Genomic DNA, 21312 nt, shown 5'->3' with positions numbered 1-21312 from the left:
ATGAGTGGCTCTTTCCTACATATCACCACATGAATACACCAATTACGAGCCTCACGTTTTCTGCGTTCGTTTAGTGATGCAGACCTATAAATGGCGTTATTCTATTCATTGTCTCTTTGCCCACTTACTTTCTTTCCAATAAACTGACCAAGCCGCTTCAAATCTTGTTTTCCAAACGTTAAGGCATAGACGATGACAACTAATATGATATTTGGAAATTTGAGAATTCCCCTAAAAAAGAGGCGGCCGTTGAACAAACAAAGGTAGAGGAGGATGAGAATGAGTGGGATTTTTACTTTATTAGGTGAGATTTTTAATGGTGTGGCAACTAAGTATTGGGGAAATAGTTCAGTCGATAAGCTTGTGACGTGGGACAACAAAAGTTATAAGGTAACGGATGATGAAGTTTCTGTATCGGAAATCGTAGATAAAATAGGGGTAGTCACTAATTATTCTACCAAAGATACAAAATCACAGCCTGGTAATTCCTCAAATCTATACAAAGAAGGAACGGAATACTTTAGTATCTTGGATTATTACACTGAGGATGTTATCGCAATTAAAACGGAAGGCGAAAAGTTTATTAAAGCAGAAAGGTTAAAGAATGAGTGAGAAATAGTCTCCCGACAACAAACGAGTGCGGATTGTTGGTGTCTAAGGGAATACTCGGGTAAGAAAATTAATTTATAAACCAAAAAAACAGACATTCTGTATGTAGAATGTCTGTTTTTGTATGATGACCCGTACGGGATTCGAACCCGTGATACCGCCGTGAAAGGGCGGTGTCTTAACCACTTGACCAACGGGCCTTATATGTATGGTGAAAGTCTTTCTTATGCCTCAGCACTTGTAAGTAGCGGCGGAGGGGATCGAACCCCCGACCTCACGGGTATGAACCGTACGCTCTAGCCAGCTGAGCTACACCGCCATATGTTCAAAGGCACAAGCAATATAGTACACCATCATAAAAATCATGTCAATAAAAAGTAAAATTATAAGAGTAGTCTGTATATTTCGATAAAGAATAATCGGGAATTTTAGAAGAGGGGAATTTAGGAGGGGGACTTTTTTGTAGAATCCTATTGTGAGTGTTGGAAAAGCATCGAAATTTTTGTTACTCCTCTCCTGTTGTTTTGACAAATAGCTTGTCTAGCCTGTGATTAAATTAGACGTAACTAAAGAAGGAGTGGTGTATTTTATGTTGGGGACGGTTATGAAGCGTGCTGGGCGCCAGACAGTATGGAGAGAATCTTCTTTGAATAGGGGGCTTGGACGTGTTTCGCTTACATTTTTCAGCTTTTTAGCTAACAAAGGTGTGTTTCATTTGGTGCTCAGCCTGCTTCTTGGACGAGCGATTATTTTATCATCTATGGCACCATTTGGGGTAGCTTTTCTTGCGGTGATCTGGTGGCTTAAACGACCTCTCATCATCCCTGCTACGGTCATGATGGCAGCTGGGGCTTCTACATATAGTTTGGGTCATGCCGGGTTCATTCTCGGTGCTTCAGCCACCTTTTTATTACTCAGTTTAATTTTAAATCGCATGAATCAACCGCAGCAGCTGTTGCCTTTTATGGCATTGCTTGCAAGTGCGATTCCAAGGACAGCAAGTTTGGCTTTCCTGGAGCGGTGGCATTTATACGAAATCTTTCTCGTAGCAGCGGAAGGGATTCTTAGTTTTATTCTTGTTCTTATCTTTATGCAGAGTCTTCCGTTATTATCACCAAGACGTTATCATCCAACCTTAAAAAATGAGGAAATTGTGTGCTTGATCATTTTATTAGCTTCTGTACTAACTGGGATGATTGGTGTTGAAATTCAAGGGGTAGCAACGGTTGATGTGTTTTCACGTTATTTAGTCATCCTGCTTGCCTATATTGCAGGGGCAGCGATCGGGTCTACGGTGGGTGTCGTAACGGGGTTGGTCCTTAGTTTGGCAGCTGCGGATCATTTATATCAGATGAGTCTGCTAGCTTTTTCCGGGTTGTTAGGAGGGTTATTAAAAGAAGGAAACAAGTTAGGGGTAAGTGCTGGTTTACTTGTGAGCACGGTGTTAATGAGCTTTTATATGGGAGGCAGCTTGTCTTCATCGATGTGGGCATCGGTCTTTGCGGTCATATTGTTTTTGTTAACCCCTAATCAATGGGTAAAGCGTTTGTCCCGTTATGTACCTGGAACGGATGAACATAGCCGAGAGCAGCAGAAATACTTGCAGAAGGTACGTGACGTGACGGCTGTGCGGGTCGGCAAGTTTTCTGATGTATTTGAAGCGTTATCCAAGAGTTTCATTCATTTGGATGCCCCAAAGGAGGAGGCAGCCAACAATAAGGAGGTTGATTATTTTCTTAGTGATGTGACCGAGAAGACGTGCCAGTCTTGTTTTAAAAAGGAAAGATGCTGGGTGAATCAGTTTGATGAAACCCACCATTTAATGACGGACTTAATGGTGGAACTTGATGAGAAAGAGGAACCTGGGAGGGTGATGCGTAAAAACGTTGATCAATATTGTGTGAAGTCACAGAAGCTGATCGATACAATGAAACATGAGCTGTCTTTTTACCATGCGAATAAACAGCTGAAGCAGCAGGTGTTAGAGAGTCGCAGGTTCGTAGCGGACCAGCTCCATGGCGTGTCTGAAGTCATGAATAGTTTTGCCAATGAAATTGTGAAAGAAAGAGAGCATCATGAACAAAAAGAACAAATTATTCACGGGGCGCTTGAGCGAATGGGCTTTGAGGTAGCGAAGCTCGAAATTTATACATTGGATGCAGGCAATATTGACTTAGAGTTAATCATTGAAATTGATAATTATCGTGGGGAAGGGGCAAAACTGATTGCGCCGGTGCTTTCAGACATTCTTGAGGAGACGATTGTTGTAACGATGGAGGATATATCTCCATATCCACATGGACGATGTCTGCTGACGTTTGGATCAGCTAAGCATTATACAATTGAATCGGGAGTTGCGCACGCTGCTAAAGGGGGAGGATTCATATCAGGGGACAGCTATTCAATGATGGAGCTCGGACGGGGGAAGTATGCCCTTGCTATTAGTGATGGGATGGGAAACGGAGCACGAGCCCATGAGGAGAGTATGGAGACTCTCCGTTTGTTAAAACAAATTTTGCAATCAGGAATAAAAGAATCGGTGGCCATAAAGTCGATAAATTCAATTCTGTCATTACGAACTAATGATGAGATATTTTCAACGCTTGATTTAGCAGTGATCGACCTGCATCAGGCCACATCTAAATTTATAAAAGTAGGCAGCACCCCAAGCTTCATTAAACGCGGGAGGCAGATTTTTGCCGTCGAGTCAGGGAACCTTCCGATGGGCATTATCGAAGACGTCGAGGTAGATACAACGAGTGAGCAGCTCAAGGCAGGAGATCTGCTGATCATGGTGAGCGATGGCATTCTTGAAGGTCCGAAGCACTTAGAGAATGTGGAGATTTGGTTGAAACGGAAAATAAAAGAGATTGACCGAACGGACCCTCAAGAGGTCGCTGATCTATTATTAGAAGAGGTAATACGGACACAGGCGGGCGCGATTGATGATGATATGACAGTGCTCGTTGCCAGAATTGATCATTATGTTCCGGAGTGGTCTGCCATTCCTTTTGATAAAAAACGAGCCTAGCCGCAAGGTATATTTCCTCCTCGTTTCGGTCAAAATGGTGACAACGAAACAGGAGGGATATGCTATGAAGCCAGGACGTCTTAAACAAATTTTATTGTTAACTGACGGATGTTCAAATTACGGGGAGGATCCGGTAGCTGTAGCCGCCTTAGCCAGGAATCAGGGGGTCACGGTCAATGTCATTGGCGTGCTTGATGATGAACAGAGGAATCATCCTCAAGGTCTTGAAGAGGTACAATCCATTGCAGAAGCGGGCGGCGGGGTCAGCCAGATCGTGTATCAGAAAAATTTATCACAAACCGTTCAAATGGTGACAAGACAAGCGATGACACAAACGATTCAAGGTGTGGTGAACAACGAACTGCAGCAAATTCTTGGGCAAGGAAAAACGATGGAGGAACTGCCCCTGAGCAGCGGGGTGAAGTTGTCGAGGTCGTCGATGATTTAGGAGAAATGTGTGATCTTGAGGTGCTCGTCCTCGTTGATTCAAGTGCAAGCATGCATCATAAGCTTCCGACCGTTAAAGAAGCACTCTATGATTTATCGCTTAGTTTGAATGCGCGAACAGGCTCCAATCAGTTCAGCATTTTTTCTTTTCCAGATCCGAAACGTACGATTAAGAAAATGGTAGATTGGACACCAGAGCTCGACGCCATTCATGGAATATTTTCTAAGCTTGCTAGCGGAGGATATACACCGACAGGCCCTGCTCTTAAAGAAGCATTATATTCCTTTGCCAGTAAATCGGTCCAAAGAAACAGTCAGGATGGAGAAGATCCTTATGAAGAAACTGGATTTTAACTTTACACCTGGAATGACTTTGCAGGGGAAATGGCAGGGACATACTTACCGTATTATGAAAAAGCTCGGAGAAGGAGCCTGTGGTGTCGTCTACCTATGTAAAAGCAATGGCTATACGTATGCTCTTAAAGTGGGGACAGATAGTTCCAGGCTGATGCTTGAGGTGAATATGCTAAAGAAATTCAGTAAGGTCCAAGGTGTGAAACTTGGGCCTTCTTTTGTGGACGTCGATGATTGGGTGAGCCAAAAACAAGTGACTTATCCTTTCTATGTGATGGAATATGTACAAGGAGAGCTGCTGCCAGTCTTCCTGCAGGGGAGAAGTAAAGACTGGATCGCATTGACAGCGGTTCAACTTCTTAGTGATCTTGAACATCTCCATGAGACAGGTTATGCTTTTGGTGATTTAAAGACAGATAACCTACTCATGTCAGCCTCACGTGTACGGTGGATTGATGTTGGTGGGGTCACAGCTTTCGGAAGAGCCATTAAAGAGTTTACCGAATTTTATGACCGCGGCTACTGGGGTATGGATCCAGAAAAGCAGAAGCGGGTTATGACCTATTTGCTGTCACGATGATTATGCTTGAAATGGTCTATCCTAAGCGCTTTAACAAAGGGAAGTACCCTCAAAAGACATTACACCACAAGTTATCCCTAGCTCCAATGCCTGAATTTTATAAAAAGGTAATAACCGGATGTTGGCAAGGAAAGTACAAAACAGCTAAAGAAATGAAAGGAGATCTTGAAAAGGGGCTAATGAAGCGGCAGTCTGCACCTTCAAGAATTTCAAGGAAAAAATCAAAGAAACCATCAACCGACCGGTCTGATTGGGGCGAGTGGATAGCTGTTTCAATCCTTGTTGGCATGTTTTACGGGTTATCATTGTGGAACGGCTGGCTGTAAGTGAATATTTTGCAGTATCGATGGAGAGAGTGGTACGATAAATGCAAAAGAATAGTATTTAGCAAGCAGTTTAGCGGTTAGCTGTTTTTTTACTTGACAGGAGTGAGGCTTGTTGATAGGAATCGTGCAGTCATATATAAAGAAACATCAACTTATTCAACAGAATCAAACCATCGTCGCAGCCGTGTCTGGCGGACCCGATTCCCTTGCCCTGCTGCACTATTTAAATCAATTAAAAGTAGAAATGAATCTTAGAATCGTTGCAGTATCTGTTGATCATGGTCTCAGAGGTGAAACTTCGCTCGAAGAACTTCGTTTTGTTGAGCAGATCGCGACTGAATGGGCTCTTGAATTTATCGGAACCTCAGTCGATGTTCGTTCGTACAAGAAAAAGACAGGGGCTGGAACACAAGAAGCGGCCAGAACCCTGCGTTATCAATTTTTCGAACAGGTGATGAAAGAAGTAGGGGGGGACGTTCTTGCCCTAGGACATCATGGGGATGATCAGGCGGAAACGATGATGATGCAAATGACTCGCAGTGTACGCCCCGAATCCATCCAGGGTATGCCAGTTTCCAGACTCTTCTCAACAGGAAAACTCATTCGTCCTTTTCTTTGTTTGTCAAAGGGAGATCTGTTACAGTATTGCTCCGTACACAAATTAGCATATAAATCAGATGAGTCGAATAACGAAACCGATTATACCCGTAACGCGTTTAGGAAGCATGTGATGCCTTTTTTAAAGGAACAGAACCCGAAATTGCATAAACATATGCAGCTTATGAGTGAACGCGTAAAGGACCGTCAATTGTATATGGAGTCGCAGGCTGAGCAAGTGCTTGAAACGATGGAAATGTCTAATAAGAATGAACCTTTTGTGAAGTTTTCACTGCATACCTTTTTAACGTTTCCACTTGCTTTACAAAGGACTGCCTTTCATCTAATATTAAACTATCTGTATGGTTACCAAATTGAAGAAGTTTCCTACATGCATGAGGAAATACTATTTAATCTTTTACGTGGGGACAGACCCAACGCAGAGCTAGACTTGCCTAAAGGGTTAAAGGTTATTCGAGCTTATGATGAGGTGACTCTGACATTTAGTCGGACAGATCGTACGACTTTTACAAAGTTACTATACATAGGGGATACGATCGAACTTCCTGATGGGTCAACGATCACCGCGGAATGGAGTGAAAGCGGCAGGGATAGAGGTTTATATGAATTTATTTGTGATTCATATCACGTAAAACTTCCTCTTATTGTCCGAACGCGGAAACCTGGAGACCGGATCGCGTTAAAAGGAATGAATGGCTCGAAAAAGGTAAAAGATATCTTTATTGATCAAAAAGTCCCGGCATACAAGCGGGAAGAATGGCCGCTTGTAACAGACAGCGATGGGCAAGTTCTTTGGCTTGTTGGGTTGAGAAAGAGAAGAGAATGTACCGAGGATGTGTCTGGTACATGGCTTCGATTAATTTATAAAAAATAACCTGGACACGTAGGAGGAGCATGCATGCATAGTGAAATTGAGAAGATCTTAATTTCCGAGGAGGAAATTCAAGAGAAGTGCAAGGAAATCGGGGCGCAGCTAACAGAAGAATACAACGGCCGCTTCCCGTTGGCTATTGGTGTTTTAAAAGGTGCTATGCCTTTTATGGGGGACCTTTTAAAACGAGTTGAAACACACCTTGAGATGGACTTTATGGATGTTTCAAGCTACAACGGTGGTATGAGATCCTCAGGTGAGGTTAAAATTGTTAAAGACCTTGATACTCAGGTAGAAGGAAGAGACCTGTTAATCATAGAGGATATTATAGATAGTGGGTTAACATTAAGCTATCTGGTGGACTTATTTAAGTATCGTAAGGCTAGATCCATTAAAATCGTAACGTTACTTGATAAACCGACAGGAAGAACATCACATATAAAGGCAGATACAATCGGATTTGACGTTCCGGATGAGTTTGTTGTTGGATACGGATTAGATTATAACGAAAAATATCGTAACCTTCCCTATATAGGCGTGCTTAAACCGGAAGTGTACGGGGGCTGATGTATTCAATGGCTGCTATAAATATAGATGTGTTTCCAATAAGGGTAATTAGTTGTGTCTTTGGTTTTTTGTATGATAGTATTTACTATAGTTTTTCTCGCTTGGGAGGAGGTAGGCAATGAGCCGTATATTTCGCAACACCATATTTTATTTACTTATCTTCCTCGTAGTTATCGCCGTAGTTGGTCTATTTAGAGGTCAAGGTGAGCCACAGGAAACCTTAAATGTGAACGAATTTTACGATAGATTGAACAGTGGCCAAATTGAAGAAATGACGATGCAGCCTGTCAATGGGGTTATTGGAATCACAGGGCAGCTTGCTGGCAGTGAAGAAGGTGAAGGGGCTTTTACAGCTCAGCTTCCAGCTAACGAAGAAATCATTTCTAACGTTACACAAGTCGCTCAAGAACAAAGTGTATTAACTGTTGAAGAAGCAGAACAGCCAAGTGTATGGGTGACAGTATTAACATCCATCATACCGTTTGTGATTATATTTATCCTGTTCATCTTCTTGCTTAATCAGGCTCAGGGCGGCGGAAGTCGTGTCATGAACTTTGGTAAGAGTAAGGCGAAGATGTACAGTGAAGAGAAGAAAAAGGTGCGTTTCAAAGACGTTGCTGGTGCAGATGAAGAAAAGCAAGAGCTTGTAGAAGTTGTAGATTTCTTGAAAGACCCTCGTAAGTTCTCGCAAGTGGGTGCACGTATTCCTAAAGGTGTCCTATTAGTGGGACCGCCTGGTACAGGTAAAACCTTACTTGCAAGAGCCGTTGCTGGAGAAGCTGGTGTTCCATTCTTCTCGATCAGTGGTTCTGACTTCGTAGAAATGTTTGTAGGTGTAGGTGCTTCTCGTGTACGTGACTTATTCGAGAATGCTAAGAAAAATGCACCGTGTATTATCTTTATCGATGAAATTGATGCGGTTGGTCGTCAGCGTGGAGCTGGTCTCGGTGGAGGGCATGATGAACGTGAACAAACCCTAAACCAGCTTCTTGTTGAAATGGATGGATTCGGTGCCAATGAAGGGATCATTATGATTGCTGCAACTAACCGTCCTGACATTCTTGACCCTGCCTTGCTTCGTCCGGGACGTTTCGATCGTCAAATCACGGTTGACCGTCCTGATGTGAAAGGGCGTCAGGCTGTACTTGGTGTACATGCTCGTAACAAACCATTATCTGATAATGTTGACCTTAAAACGATTGCCCTTCGCACACCTGGATTCTCAGGTGCCGACCTTGAAAACTTATTGAACGAAGCGGCACTTGTTGCTGCTCGTGCCAATGCGAAGAGCATTGATATGGAGCACGTCGATGAAGCAATCGATCGAGTGATTGCCGGTCCAGCTAAAAAGAGTCGTGTCATTTCTCAAAAAGAACGCAATATTGTTGCCCACCATGAGAGTGGCCATACGGTGATCGGTATGGTTCTGGATGATGCAGATATGGTTCATAAGGTAACGATCGTTCCTCGAGGTCAAGCAGGCGGATATGCTGTTATGTTACCTCGTGAAGACCGCTACTTTATGACAAAACCTGAATTACTTGATAAGATTACTGGCCTGCTGGGCGGTCGTGTTGCTGAAGAAGTTATGTTTGGTGAAGTATCTACGGGTGCTCACAATGACTTTCAGCGTGCGACAGCTATCGCGCGGAAGATGGTAACAGAATACGGGATGAGTGAGAAGCTTGGACCGCTTCAATTTGGATCAAATTCCGGCGGTCAGGTATTCCTAGGTCGTGATATTCAAAATGAACAGAACTACAGTGATCAAATTGCCTATGACATTGATACAGAAGTTCAAAACTTCATTAACGATAGTTATGAACGCGCGAAAACGATCTTAACTGACAATAAAGATAAGCTTGAATTAATTGCAAGCACATTGTTAGATGTAGAAACATTGGATGCTACTCAGATTACATCCTTGTTTGAAAAAGGCCGCTTGCCTACAGATGAAGAATTAGAAGAAATTGCAATTAAGAACAATAAACAGCTTAGAGCCAATCAAGAAGAGCAAAAAGAAATTGATGAAAAACAAGAGAAGAATCTTCAAGTTAATGTCCAATCAAAACAAGATGAAGAATCCCGTTCTTCTTCAGAGGTTGAAAAGGACGATTCTACAAAGGATTCCACAGAGGATCAAAAGAACGATAGTCACGACTCCGATAACGACAAGAAACAGTAATTATAGAAGTCGCATTCTCCTATTCTGAGGAGAATGTGGCTTTTTTATTGGCCTTATTAAGGAATTGGGTGCCAGCTAAACTGTTTGCTTATATAAGTAGAGTCTGACCAAGGCACTTTCGCTTTTCTTATGGTATGATGGTAGCCGAAGGTAATGAATCGGGAGGCTTTTTGTATGAATTTTGTACTTGATGTCGGAAATACAAATACGGTACTCGGGGTTTTTAATGAAGAACAGCTAAAGTATCAGTGGCGTATTAAAACGGACCGCCATAAGACGGAAGATGAATATGGTATGCTTATTAAATCCTTGTTTGTTCATGAAGGACTAACGTTTGAAGATATAAATGGTGTCATTATTTCGTCTGTAGTTCCGCCAATTATGTTTGCGCTTGATCGAATGTCTCGTTATTATTTTGGGAAACAGCCTATGATCATTGGAGAACATAATGTTGATCATGGTTTAGCTATGAAATATCCTAACCCTCGTGAGATTGGCGCGGACCGTATCGTTAATGCAGTAGGCGCGGTAGATGAATATGATACACCTTTGATTATTATTGACTTCGGAACAGCTACAACGTATTGTTACGTCAATGAAGACGGAGAATATGTAGGTGGGGCTATTGCGCCCGGTATTAATATTTCCATGGAGGCTCTCTATGCCAAAGCAGCAAAGCTTCCTAAAATCGAAATTAAGAGTCCCCAAGATGTAATTGGCCAATCGACTGTCGAAGCGATGCAGTCAGGTGTGTTTTATGGATATGTAGGGCAAGTGGACGAAGTTGTCCGCCGTATGAAGGAGACGTCTTCTAAAACTCCTACAGTCATTGCTACAGGGGGCCTGGCTGGGTTAATTGCTGATCAGTCAAGGACCATAGATCATGTTGACCCTTATTTAACATTAAAAGGGCTTCATAAGATTTACCAAAACAACAAGGATAAACTAGTGTTTAAAGGAGAAGGATGAACGATGTCAGATTATTTAATTCGCGCAATGGGGTTTAACGGACAAGTTCGTGCCTATGCGATTCAGTCAACAGAGACTGTAGAAGAAGCACGCCGTAGACAGGATTCATGGGCCACTGCTTCAGCCGCGTTAGGTCGGACGCTGACAATAAGTGCTATGATGGGTGTTATGTTGAAAGGTGAAGATAAGCTGACTATTAAAGTAGAGGGAGACGGCCCGATCGGTGCCATTATTGCTGATGCTAATTCCCGGGGTGAAGTACGTGGTTATTTAAAAAACCCTCATGTTGATTTTGATTTGAATAGTAAAGGGAAGTTGGACGTAGCACGAGCTGTAGGAACGGCAGGTACATTAAGTGTTGTAAAGGACCTCGGTATGAGAGACCACTTTACGGGACAAGTTCCAATCGTCTCCGGCGAAATTGGTGAGGACTTCACCTATTATTTTGCTAATTCTGAACAAGTCCCTTCTGCGGTTGGAGCAGGGGTGCTCGTTAACACAGACCATTCAATTTTGGCTGCAGGCGGATTTATCATTCAGATGATGCCTGGTGCAGATGAAAAAACGACCGCTGCTATTGAGGAGCGTCTTAGTGAAATTGCCCCGATTTCTACAATGATTCGTGAAGGGAAAACTCCTGAACAAATTTTGCATGCCTTACTGGGTGAAGAGAATGTTCAATTATTAGATACCCTGCCTGTTTCGTTTTCCTGTCATTGTTCCAGAGAACGAGTAGAAATGGCAATCTCAAGTCTCGGTGATGAGGAAATCGAGCGTATGATTGAAGAAGATCATGGGGCAGAAGCGAAGTGTCATTTCTGTAACGAAGCGTATCATTTTGATGAAAATGACTTAAAAGAATTGCAATCCAGTCCATCACAATAAACGCTACACTATAAGCGGAACAGTGGAAGATGCTGTTTCGCTTTTTTGGTTTTTGGAATCATCTATAAGTGAGAAGATTGAAATGTTTGACAATGGGTGCAAACTTACGTATCTTAAGGTTAAATCCCATTAAAATACTTGGAATTAGGAGTGGTAAAAATGAGAGTTGCAAACAGTATAAGTGAACTAGTTGGAAAAACACCTATGGTAAAGTTAAATAGAAGTGCAGATGAAGATAGTGCAGATATTTACTTGAAACTGGAGTATATGAATCCAGGAAGCTCAGTAAAGGACCGTATTGCCCTGTCCATGATTGAAGCAGCGGAGGAATCCGGGGAACTAAAAGCGGGTGATACAATCGTTGAACCAACAAGTGGAAACACAGGCATCGGCTTGGCGATGATTGCTGCAGCTAAAGGGTATAAAGCGACCCTTGTCATGCCTGATACAATGAGTCAAGAGCGACGCAATTTACTTCGTGCCTATGGTGCTGAACTTATCCTGACACCAGGAAGTGACGGAATGAAGGGTGCTATTAAAAAGGCTGAGGAACTTAAGGATAAGCATGGTTATTTCATGCCTCAGCAGTTTAACAACAAGGCAAACGTAGCTGTACATGCTCGCACGACTGGTCCTGAAATTATTGAGCAAATGGGTGACCAGCTTGATGCCTTCGTTTCTGGAATTGGAACAGGCGGGACGATTACAGGAGCAGGAAAAGTCTTGAAGAACCATTATTCTGATATTAAGATTTATGCGATTGAGCCCGAAGATTCTGCAATTTTGTCTGGAGGACAGCCGGGCCCTCATAAACTCCAAGGACTTGGAGCAGGATTTATTCCGGAAATATTGGATACGGATATTTATGATGAGGTATATAAAGTATCAAAGGAAGATTCCTATGCAGCAGTACGTGAAGCTGCTAGAAAAGATGGTATTCTTGGTGGTGTTTCCTCAGGTTCGGCCATCCACGTTGCAAAACAGGTGGCTAAGAAGTTAGGGAAAGGTAAAAAGGTAGTGGCTGTACTTCCAAGTAATGGAGAACGATACCTATCTACACCGCTTTATCAGTTCGATGAAGAATAGAGTAAGCGGAAGGGAACTGAGCTCACTTTTAGAGCTCAGTTTTTTATTGAGGAAATAACCCCCGTGATAGATGTCGCAAAATGTTGTAAAATAGATATAAATATCTTTTGAAAGAGGGAACGGGAAATGCAAGCTACTCTTAAGACAAAAGTAAAACAGTACGATTATTCAAAGCAAACGCTCGTGATGGGCATCCTTAATGTAACGCCGGATTCTTTTTCTGACGGTGGGAAGTTCAACGGAGTAGATCGTGCGGTTGAACGAGCCTTGAAAATGGAAAGTCAAGGAGCCCATATTATAGATGTTGGGGGAGAATCAACGAGGCCGGGACATGCTCCTGTTAATGAAGAAGACGAAATATCTCGCGTCGTACCTGTTATTGAAGCATTACGTGATAGAATATCTGTTCCAGTATCCATCGATACATATAAAGCAGAGGTCGCAAAACAAGCTCTTGAAGCAGGAGCCTCGATTATAAACGATGTATGGGGAGCCAAACGTGAACCGAGAATCGCTCAAGTCGCTGCAGATTATGATGTGCCGATTATCCTCATGCATAATCGAACAAATAAAAAATATCGTTCACTTATTGATAATATGAAAGTGGACCTTAGGGAAAGCGTTGATATAGCGAAGCAGGTTGGTGTGAAGGATCAGCACATTATATTGGATCCAGGTGTTGGTTTTGCTAAAACACCTGAAGATAATTTAGTTGTGATGAGAAACTTGCATCAGTTTGTTGAGCTAGATTACCCAATCTTATTAGGTACTTCCAGGAAGTCCTTTATTGGTCTTACACTTGACTTACCGGAGGATCAGCGAATGGAAGGGACAGGCGCAACCGTTTGCTATGGAGTCGCCCAAGGTATGCATATTGTTCGTGTCCATGATGTTGAGCCAATTGTTCGTATGACGAAAATGATGGACGCCATGATTGGAAAGGGGCAAACTAATGGATAAAATCTATTTGAACAGCATGGAATTCTGGGGCTATCACGGACTTTTTCCAGAGGAAAACAAACTCGGTCAACGCTTTTACGTCGACCTTGAACTTGAGTTGGATTTGAAGCCGGCTGCACAGACAGACGATATGAATCAATCGATCAACTATGGTGAAATATATGAAGTGACTAAAAAGGTGGTTGAGGGAGAAGCAAGGAAGCTGGTGGAAACCGTTGCTGAACAACTTTCCAAGAAGCTTCTGGAGCATTTTGAGCTGTTGGATGCATGCCGCGTGAAGGTGACCAAGCCCGATCCACCTATTCCCGGGCACTACAAGTCTGTAGCCATTGACATTTACAGGGGCAGAGCGGATGATTAGAGCGTATATCGCCCTAGGATCAAATATAGCCCCAAGAGAGCAGTACTTAACTGAGACGATCACCATGCTTCGTGAGCATCATTCAATTAAAGTTTGTACAACCTCAAAAATTTATGAAACGGCTCCTGTCGGCTATGTCGACCAAAATCATTTTCTAAACATGGTACTTGAAATTGAAACAGAGTTGCAACCGCTGCCGTTGCTTGATTACTGTCAAAAAATTGAACAGAAGTTAGGTAGAAAGCGTGTTATTAAATGGGGGCCTCGTACAATAGACCTTGACATTTTATTGTATAATGAAGAAAATATGAAAGCAGAGCGACTGACGATTCCGCATCCTTACATGCACGAGCGTGCATTTGTTATCGTGCCACTAGCTGAAGTGAATCCGAGGGCATATCTTCCATCAGTAAAACAGACGGCTGAGGAAGTACTTCAGCTGTTGCCAGAAGATGAAGTGAAAAGTATACAGCCGCTACGCCAGGTTTAATTACAAGAAAGTGTTGTCTATAGATTAAGGTACAAATTATATTGAAGGAGAATGCATATGTTTCAGATCGGAGGAAAGTACCAAGGTGTCCTAACCACCTGGTCATTGACACGATACAAGGTCTTTTCTATACTAAATCATAGTTGTAATACTGCCAGTGCCTTACTGGCAGTTTTTATTATTGAACCGGATTTACCATATAAATGACGATAGGAATGGAGTGATGACAATGACTGAAGAACTCAATGATCAAATGCGGGTGCGTCGAGAGAAACTGAGTACTTACAAAGATCAAGGACTGGACCCTTTCGGCAGTAAATTCGAGCGGACAGCCTTAGCTGATGATTTAATAGCGAAATATGATGAATTTTCTAAAGGCGAACTTGAGGAGCAGCAATTTCCTGCTACCATTGCCGGACGAATTATGACAAAGCGTGGAAAAGGTAAGGCGGGGTTTGCTCATATTCAAGACCTTAGTGGTCAAATTCAACTTTATATCCGTAAAGACAGTGTAGGTGACGAAGCTTACGATGTGTTTAAGACAGCTGATATAGGTGATATTGTCGGTATTTCGGGTGTGATGTTCAAGACAAATGTAGGGGAGCTCTCTCTTAAAGCGGACGAGTTTCAAGTTTTAACAAAATCTCTAAGGCCATTACCTGAAAAGTTCCATGGCTTAAAAGACGTTGAACAACGCTATCGTCAACGTTACTTAGACCTTATTACCAATCCTGAAAGCCGTGATACCTTTATTTTGCGCAGTAAAATCATTCAGTCCATGCGTAGATATCTAGATAATCTCGGATTTCTAGAGGTAGAAACACCGATGATGCACGGAATACCAGGCGGAGCATCAGCTCGCCCATTTGAAACGCACCATAACGCCCTCGACATGCAGCTATATATGAGAATTGCCATTGAACTTCACCTGAAAAGATTAATCGTAGGGGGCATGGAGAAGGTGTATGAGATCGGACGGGTCTTTCGTAATGAAGGGGTCTCCACTAGACATAACCCGGAATTCACCATGATTGAATTATATGAAGCCTATGCTGATTACCATGATATTATGGATTTAACAGAGAACCTGGTCGCTCATATTGCTAAAGAAGTTCTTGGATCAACAACTGTTATCTATGATGAGGAAGAGATTAATTTAGAGCCTGAATGGACTCGATTACACATGGTAGATGCTGTTAAAGAGTATACAGGTGTTGACTTCTGGAAGCAGATGAGTGATGAAGAAGCGAAGTCCCTTGCTAAAGAGCATGGGATAGAAATCCAGAGTACGATGACATTCGGCCATATTGTTAATGAGTTTTTTGAACAAAAAGTGGAAGAAAAACTTATTCAACCTACTTTCGTATATGGCCACCCAATTGAAATCTCTCCTCTTGCTAAGAAGAATCCGGAGGACGCACGTTTTACCGACCGTTTTGAACTATTCATTGTAGGACGTGAACATGCTAATGCTTTCTCTGAGCTTAACGACCCTATCGATCAGCGTGAGCGATTTGAGGCACAGCTTAAAGAGCGTGAAGAAGGAAATGATGAAGCGCACTTGATGGACGAGGACTTCTTGGAATCCTTAGAGTATGGTATGCCTCCAACAGGTGGACTAGGTATTGGGATCGATCGTCTCGTGATGCTGCTAACGAATTCTTCATCGATAAGGGATGTATTGTTGTTCCCACAAATGAGAAACCGCGAATCATAATCTTTGACTTCTAATGACTATTGAAATCGACATATACTACATTCAAAGAAGCGGATCACCTGCTAGGTATAGGTGATCCGCTTCTTTTTCACTATAAACAGTATTTTTCAGTGGTCTCTGCTGGTTGGTTCGTTGTTGAACAGGAACAACGTTCCAAAATTAGCCTAACATCGTGTGTCGCTGCTGACCAATGTGTTTACACTTTTGTTCTGTCGTCCAATCGTCAGAAAAAACTTTTATTTCACTGTGCCCTTGATTTACTTTTGAAACCATGGTAAATTATTAAACGTCGCATAAAGCGAACGCGACAGATTATCTTTGTCAGTGAAAATATCATGAGAAAAGTTATTGACTTAACTCGCTCCCCATGGTATATTAATTAGGTCGCTGTTTTGAAGCGGCGGACAAGCTTTTGATCTTTGAAAACTGAACGAACCAACCAGTACGTCAACATATTCTATCTATTATATAGAGAGAATTCAAACAAGCACATTCGGTGTGCAAATGAGCAAGTCATTCTCAACTTTTATGGAGAGTTTGATCCTGGCTCAGGACGAACGCTGGCGGCGTGCCTAATACATGCAAGTCGAGCGCAGGAAGCAAGCAGATCCCCTTCGGGGGTGACGCTTGTGGAATGAGCGGCGGACGGGTGAGTAACACGTGGGCAACCTGCCTGTAAGATCGGAATAACTCCGGGAAACCGGGGCTAATGCCGGGTAATCCTTTCTCTCGCATGAGGGGAAGGTAAAAGATGGCTTCTGGCTATCACTTACAGATGGGCCCGCGGCGCATTAGCTAGTTGGTGAGGTAACGGCTCACCAAGGCAACGATGCGTAGCCGACCTGAGAGGGTGATCGGCCACACTGGGACTGAGACACGGCCCAGACTCCTACGGGAGGCAGCAGTAGGGAATCTTCCGCAATGGACGAAAGTCTGACGGAGCAACGCCGCGTGAACGATGAAGGTCTTCGGATCGTAAAGTTCTGTTGTTAGGGAAGAACAAGTACCGTTCGAACAGGGCGGTACCTTGACGGTACCTAACGAGGAAGCCCCGGCTAACTACGTGCCAGCAGCCGCGGTAATACGTAGGGGGCAAGCGTTGTCCGGAATTATTGGGCGTAAAGCGCGCGCAGGCGGTTCCTTAAGTCTGATGTGAAAGCCCACGGCTCAACCGTGGAGGGTCATTGGAAACTGGGGAACTTGAGGACAGAAGAGGAGAGTGGAATTCCACGTGTAGCGGTGAAATGCGTAGATATGTGGAGGAACACCAGTGGCGAAGGCGACTCTCTGGTCTGTCTCTGACGCTGAGGTGCGAAAGCGTGGGTAGCAAACAGGATTAGATACCCTGGTAGTCCACGCCGTAAACGATGAGTGCTAGGTGTTAGGGGGCTTCCACCCCTTAGTGCTGAAGTTAACGCATTAAGCACTCCGCCTGGGGAGTACGGCCGCAAGGCTGAAACTCAAAGGAATTGACGGGGGCCCGCACAAGCGGTGGAGCATGTGGTTTAATTCGAAGCAACGCGAAGAACCTTACCAGGTCTTGACATCCTTGGACCGCCCTAGAGATAGGGTCTTCCCTTCGGGGACCAAGTGACAGGTGGTGCATGGTTGTCGTCAGCTCGTGTCGTGAGATGTTGGGTTAAGTCCCGCAACGAGCGCAACCCCTAATCTTAGTTGCCAGCATTAAGTTGGGCACTCTAAGGTGACTGCCGGTGACAAACCGGAGGAAGGCGGGGATGACGTCAAATCATCATGCCCCTTATGACCTGGGCTACACACGTGCTACAATGGATGGTACAAAGGGCAGCGAAGCCGCGAGGTGTAGCAAATCCCATAAAACCATTCTCAGTTCGGATTGCAGGCTGCAACTCGCCTGCATGAAGCCGGAATCGCTAGTAATCGCGGATCAGCATGCCGCGGTGAATACGTTCCCGGGCCTTGTACACACCGCCCGTCACACCACGAGAGTTGGCAACACCCGAAGTCGGTGAGGTAACCTTTTTGGAGCCAGCCGCCGAAGGTGGGGCCAATGATTGGGGTGAAGTCGTAACAAGGTAGCCGTATCGGAAGGTGCGGCTGGATCACCTCCTTTCTAAGGAACTATGCAAGGCAACCCCTTTCTCTTACGAGAACATCGGGAAGCTGCCGCATACGGAAGACGTACATGGTTGGTTGTTCAGTTTTGAGAGATCAAACGATCTTTCAATGTGAACCTTGAAAACTGGATAAGATTAATCAGAACGTGGCGATCTTCTTTTGATAGAGGACGACACGGGATGACAAGACATCAAACATCAATTTTTTAACGTCTTTTCACGACGATAATAGTTAAGTGAATAAGGGCGCACGGTGGATGCCTTGGTACTAGGAGCCGATGAAGGACGGGACTAACACCGATATGCTTTGGGAAGCCGTAAGTAGGCTATGCACCGAAGATTTCCGAATGGGGAAACCCCTGCTCGTAATGGAGCAGGATCCTTTACTGAATACATAGGTAAGGGAAGGCAGACCCGGGGAACTGAAACATCTCATTACCCGGAGGAAGAGAAAGCAAACGCGATTTCCCAAGTAGCGGCGAGCGAAACGGAATCAGCCCAAACCAGAAAGCTTGCTTTCTGGGGTTGTAGGACACTCCTTTGGAGTTACAAAAAAAGAGGATAGATGAATCGATCTGGAACGATCAGCCGGAGCAGGTAAGAGCCCTGTAGTCGACATCTTCTTTTCTCCGGAGTGGATCCTGAGTACGGCGGAACACGAGGAATTCCGTCGGAATCCGGGAGGACCATCTCCCAAGGCTAAATACTCCCTAGTAACCGATAGTGAACCAGTACCGTGAGGGAAAGGTGAAAAGCACCCCGGAAGGGGAGTGAAAAAGATCCTGAAACCGTGTGCCTACAAGTAGTCGGAGCCCATTGATGGGTGACGGCGTGCCTTTTGTAGAATGAACCGGCGAGTTACGACCGTCTGCAAGGTTAAGCTAAAGCAGCGGAGCCGCAGCGAAAGCGAGTCTGAATAGGGCGAAGCAGTAGGCGGTCGTAGACCCGAAACCGTGTGATCTACCCATGTCCAGGGTGAAGGTCAGGTAACACTGACTGGAGGCCCGAACCCACGCAAGTTGAAAATTGCGGGGATGAGGTGTGGGTAGGGGTGAAATGCCAATCGAACACGGAGATAGCTGGTTCTCTCCGAAATAGCTTTAGGGCTAGCCTCAGAATAGAAAGTCTTGGAGGTAGAGCACTGATTGGACGAGGGGCCCCTACCGGGTTACCGAATTCAGTCAAACTCCGAATGCCAACGACTTTGTTCTGGGAGTCAGACCATGGGTGATAAGGTTCATGGTCGAAAGGGAAACAGCCCAGACCGCCAGCTAAGGTCCCAAAGTGTGTGTTAAGTGGAAAAGGATGTGGAGTTGCTTAGACAACCAGGATGTTGGCTTAGAAGCAGCCATCATTGAAAGAGTGCGTAATAGCTCACTGGTCGAGTGACTCTGCGCCGAAAATATACCGGGGCTAAACACACCACCGAAGCTGCGGATTGATCCGAACGGATCAGTGGTAGGAGAGCGTTCTAAGGGCTGCGAAGTCAGACCGTAAGGACTGGTGGAGCGCTTAGAAGTGAGAATGCCGGTATGAGTAGCGAAAAAAGAGTGAGAATCTCTTTCACCGAAAGCCCAAGGTTTCCTGAGGAAGGCTCGTCCTCTCAGGGTTAGTCGGGACCTAAGCCGAGGCCGAAAGGCGTAGGCGATGGCCAACAGGTTGATATTCCTGTACCGCCTCCTTTCCGTTTGAACGACGGGGGGACGCAGGAGGATAAGGAGAGCGCACCACTGGATGTGTGCGTCCAAGCAGTAAGACGGTCGAGACAGGCAAATCCGCTCGGCAACGTCAAGCTGTGATGGGGAGGGAATTTAAGTACCGAAGCTCCTGATTTCACACTGCCAAGAAAATCCTCTAGTGAGGAAAGAGGCGCCCGTACCGCAAACCAACACAGGTAGGCGAGGAGAGAATCCTAAGGTGAGCGGGAGAACTCTCGTTAAGGAACTCGGCAAAATGACCCCGTAACTTCGGGAGAAGGGGTGCTCCTCTGCCGAGGAGCCGCAGTGAAAAGGCCCAAGCGACTGTTTACCAAAAACACAGGTCTCTGCGAAGCCGTAAGGCGAAGTATAGGGGCTGACACCTGCCCGGTGCTGGAAGGTTAAGGGGATGCGTTAGCGCTTTGCGCGAAGCGTTGAACCGAAGCCCCAGTAAACGGCGGCCGTAACTATAACGGTCCTAAGGTAGCGAAATTCCTTGTCGGGTAAGTTCCGACCCGCACGAAAGGTGCAACGACTTGGGCACTGTCTCAACGAGAGACCCGGTGAAATTATACTATGCGTGAAGATGCGCATTACCCGCGACAGGACGGAAAGACCCCGTGGAGCTTTACTGTAGCCTGATATTGAATGTTGGTACAGCTTGTACAGGATAGGTGGGAGCCTGAGAACCCGGAGCGCTAGCTTCGGTGGAGGCGCTGGTGGGATACCACCCTGGCTGTACGGACATTCTAACCCAGGACCGTGATCCGGTTCGGAGACAGTGTCAGGTGGGCAGTTTGACTGGGGCGGTCGCCTCCTAAAGAGTAACGGAGGCGCCCAAAGGTTCCCTCAGAATGGTTGGAAATCATTCGCAGAGTGTAAAGGCACAAGGGAGCTTGACTGCGAGACCTACAAGTCGAGCAGGGACGAAAGTCGGGCTTAGTGATCCGGCGGTACCGTATGGAAGGGCCGTCGCTCAACGGATAAAAGCTACCCCGGGGATAACAGGCTTATCTCCCCAAGAGTCCACATCGACGGGGAGGTTTGGCACCTCGATGTCGGCTCATCGCATCCTGGGGCTGTAGTCGGTCCCAAGGGTTGGGCTGTTCGCCCATTAAAGCGGTACGCGAGCTGGGTTCAGAACGTCGTGAGACAGTTCGGTCCCTATCCGTCGTGGGCGTTGGAAATCTGAAAGGAGCTGTCCTTAGTACGAGAGGACCGGGATGGACACACCGCTGGTGTACCAGTTGTTCCGCCAGGAGCATCGCTGGGTAGCTACGTGTGGACGGGATAAGTGCTGAAAGCATCTAAGCATGAAGCCCCCTTGAGATGAGATTTCCCCTTACGCCAAGTAAGTAAGATTCCTCAGAGACGATGAGGTCGATAGGTCCGAGGTCGAAGCGTGGTGACACGTGAAGCTGACGGATACTAATCAATCGATGGCTTAACTATATTAAAAAGCG

The 21312-nt window shown here is 44.9% G+C and carries 14 protein-coding genes, 2 tRNA genes, 2 rRNA genes and 1 pseudogene; 17 read left to right on the top strand and 2 right to left on the bottom strand.

Annotated features, from left to right (window positions below):
- Window positions 1–279 precede the first annotated feature (279 nt).
- Window positions 280–612: a hypothetical protein gene (locus MUO15_RS13625; protein ID WP_245029919.1), complete on the top strand. Its 333-nt coding sequence runs from the start codon at window positions 280–282 to the stop codon at window positions 610–612.
- A 125-nt stretch (window positions 613–737) separates the two neighbouring features.
- Here the strand turns inward: MUO15_RS13625 and MUO15_RS13620 are convergent.
- Window positions 738–809: transfer RNA gene (locus MUO15_RS13620), tRNA-Glu, on the bottom strand.
- Window positions 810–854: 45 nt separating this feature from the next.
- A tRNA-Met gene (locus tag MUO15_RS13615) sits at window positions 855–928 on the bottom strand.
- A gap of 270 nt (window positions 929–1198) precedes the next feature.
- Here MUO15_RS13615 and spoIIE point away from each other — a divergent pair.
- From spoIIE to MUO15_RS13535, 16 genes and pseudogenes are all read left to right on the top strand, one after another.
- On the top strand, window positions 1199–3640 hold the full coding sequence (gene spoIIE, locus MUO15_RS13610; RefSeq protein WP_245029917.1) for a stage II sporulation protein E: 2442 nt from the start codon (window positions 1199–1201) through the stop codon (window positions 3638–3640).
- A gap of 64 nt (window positions 3641–3704) precedes the next feature.
- Window positions 3705–4441, top strand: a pseudogene (locus tag MUO15_RS13605) (VWA domain-containing protein).
- Window positions 4422–5021 (top strand): protein kinase domain-containing protein, encoded by a 600-nt coding sequence (locus tag MUO15_RS13600; protein WP_245029914.1) that lies wholly within the window; start codon window positions 4422–4424, stop codon window positions 5019–5021. The pseudogene MUO15_RS13605 and the gene MUO15_RS13600 overlap by 20 nt, the downstream one beginning before the upstream one ends.
- A gap of 11 nt (window positions 5022–5032) precedes the next feature.
- Window positions 5033–5347 (top strand): hypothetical protein, encoded by a 315-nt coding sequence (locus tag MUO15_RS13595; RefSeq protein ID WP_245029912.1) that lies wholly within the window; start codon window positions 5033–5035, stop codon window positions 5345–5347.
- A 112-nt stretch (window positions 5348–5459) separates the two neighbouring features.
- Entirely contained in the window at window positions 5460–6839 is a 1380-nt protein-coding gene (gene tilS / locus MUO15_RS13590; RefSeq protein ID WP_245029910.1) for a tRNA lysidine(34) synthetase TilS, read from the top strand.
- Between the two features lie 24 nt (window positions 6840–6863).
- The gene (gene hpt / locus MUO15_RS13585) at window positions 6864–7403 is read left to right on the top strand and encodes a hypoxanthine phosphoribosyltransferase (protein ID WP_245029908.1); all 540 of its coding nucleotides are present in this window, start codon (window positions 6864–6866) and stop codon (window positions 7401–7403) included.
- A gap of 118 nt (window positions 7404–7521) precedes the next feature.
- On the top strand, window positions 7522–9588 hold the full coding sequence (ftsH, locus tag MUO15_RS13580) for an ATP-dependent zinc metalloprotease FtsH (RefSeq protein ID WP_245029906.1): 2067 nt from the start codon (window positions 7522–7524) through the stop codon (window positions 9586–9588).
- 174 nt (window positions 9589–9762) lie between these two features.
- On the top strand, window positions 9763–10557 hold the full coding sequence (locus MUO15_RS13575; RefSeq protein WP_245029904.1) for a type III pantothenate kinase: 795 nt from the start codon (window positions 9763–9765) through the stop codon (window positions 10555–10557).
- A 3-nt stretch (window positions 10558–10560) separates the two neighbouring features.
- Window positions 10561–11442, top strand: a complete 882-nt coding sequence (gene hslO, locus MUO15_RS13570; protein WP_245029902.1) for an Hsp33 family molecular chaperone HslO — start codon at window positions 10561–10563, stop codon at window positions 11440–11442.
- A gap of 159 nt (window positions 11443–11601) precedes the next feature.
- Entirely contained in the window at window positions 11602–12528 is a 927-nt protein-coding gene (cysK, locus tag MUO15_RS13565) for a cysteine synthase A (protein WP_245029900.1), read from the top strand.
- Between the two features lie 126 nt (window positions 12529–12654).
- Window positions 12655–13488, top strand: a complete 834-nt coding sequence (folP, locus tag MUO15_RS13560) for a dihydropteroate synthase (RefSeq protein WP_245029898.1) — start codon at window positions 12655–12657, stop codon at window positions 13486–13488.
- Window positions 13481–13849 carry a dihydroneopterin aldolase gene (gene folB / locus MUO15_RS13555; protein WP_245029896.1) on the top strand — a complete coding sequence of 123 codons (369 nt, stop codon included), beginning with the start codon at window positions 13481–13483 and terminating at the stop codon, window positions 13847–13849. Before folP ends, folB begins: the two co-directional genes overlap by 8 nt.
- Window positions 13842–14339: a 2-amino-4-hydroxy-6-hydroxymethyldihydropteridine diphosphokinase gene (gene folK / locus MUO15_RS13550; RefSeq protein WP_245029894.1), complete on the top strand. Its 498-nt coding sequence runs from the start codon at window positions 13842–13844 to the stop codon at window positions 14337–14339. The genes folB and folK overlap by 8 nt, the downstream gene beginning before the upstream one ends.
- Window positions 14340–14568: 229 nt before the next feature.
- Window positions 14569–16056 (top strand): lysine--tRNA ligase, encoded by a 1488-nt coding sequence (gene lysS / locus MUO15_RS13545; protein ID WP_245029892.1) that lies wholly within the window; start codon window positions 14569–14571, stop codon window positions 16054–16056.
- A gap of 525 nt (window positions 16057–16581) precedes the next feature.
- Window positions 16582–18148: ribosomal RNA gene (locus MUO15_RS13540) — 16S ribosomal RNA — on the top strand.
- Window positions 18149–18382: 234 nt separating this feature from the next.
- Window positions 18383–21301: ribosomal RNA gene (locus MUO15_RS13535) — 23S ribosomal RNA — on the top strand.
- The 16S and 23S rRNA genes sit together here, the layout of an rRNA operon.
- Window positions 21302–21312 lie beyond the last annotated feature (11 nt).

This window comes from Halobacillus amylolyticus (genome assembly GCF_022921115.1).
GTDB lineage: Bacteria > Bacillota > Bacilli > Bacillales > Halobacillaceae > Halobacillus_A > Halobacillus_A amylolyticus.
This window is presented reverse-complemented; position numbering and strand designations above follow the sequence as displayed.

Coding starts and splice junctions, on each gene's coding strand:
- hpt (WP_245029908.1), top strand. CDS start 6,864: ATGCATAGTGAAATTGAGAAGATCTTAATTTCCGAGGAGGAAATTCAA.
- MUO15_RS13575 (WP_245029904.1), top strand. CDS start 9,763: ATGAATTTTGTACTTGATGTCGGAAATACAAATACGGTACTCGGGGTT.
- MUO15_RS13625 (WP_245029919.1), top strand. CDS start 280: ATGAGTGGGATTTTTACTTTATTAGGTGAGATTTTTAATGGTGTGGCA.
- folB (WP_245029896.1), top strand. CDS start 13,481: ATGGATAAAATCTATTTGAACAGCATGGAATTCTGGGGCTATCACGGA.
- MUO15_RS13595 (WP_245029912.1), top strand. CDS start 5,033: ATGGTCTATCCTAAGCGCTTTAACAAAGGGAAGTACCCTCAAAAGACA.
- lysS (WP_245029892.1), top strand. CDS start 14,569: ATGACTGAAGAACTCAATGATCAAATGCGGGTGCGTCGAGAGAAACTG.
- hslO (WP_245029902.1), top strand. CDS start 10,561: ATGTCAGATTATTTAATTCGCGCAATGGGGTTTAACGGACAAGTTCGT.
- folP (WP_245029898.1), top strand. CDS start 12,655: ATGCAAGCTACTCTTAAGACAAAAGTAAAACAGTACGATTATTCAAAG.
- MUO15_RS13600 (WP_245029914.1), top strand. CDS start 4,422: ATGAAGAAACTGGATTTTAACTTTACACCTGGAATGACTTTGCAGGGG.
- cysK (WP_245029900.1), top strand. CDS start 11,602: ATGAGAGTTGCAAACAGTATAAGTGAACTAGTTGGAAAAACACCTATG.
- ftsH (WP_245029906.1), top strand. CDS start 7,522: ATGAGCCGTATATTTCGCAACACCATATTTTATTTACTTATCTTCCTC.
- spoIIE (WP_245029917.1), top strand. CDS start 1,199: ATGTTGGGGACGGTTATGAAGCGTGCTGGGCGCCAGACAGTATGGAGA.
- folK (WP_245029894.1), top strand. CDS start 13,842: ATGATTAGAGCGTATATCGCCCTAGGATCAAATATAGCCCCAAGAGAG.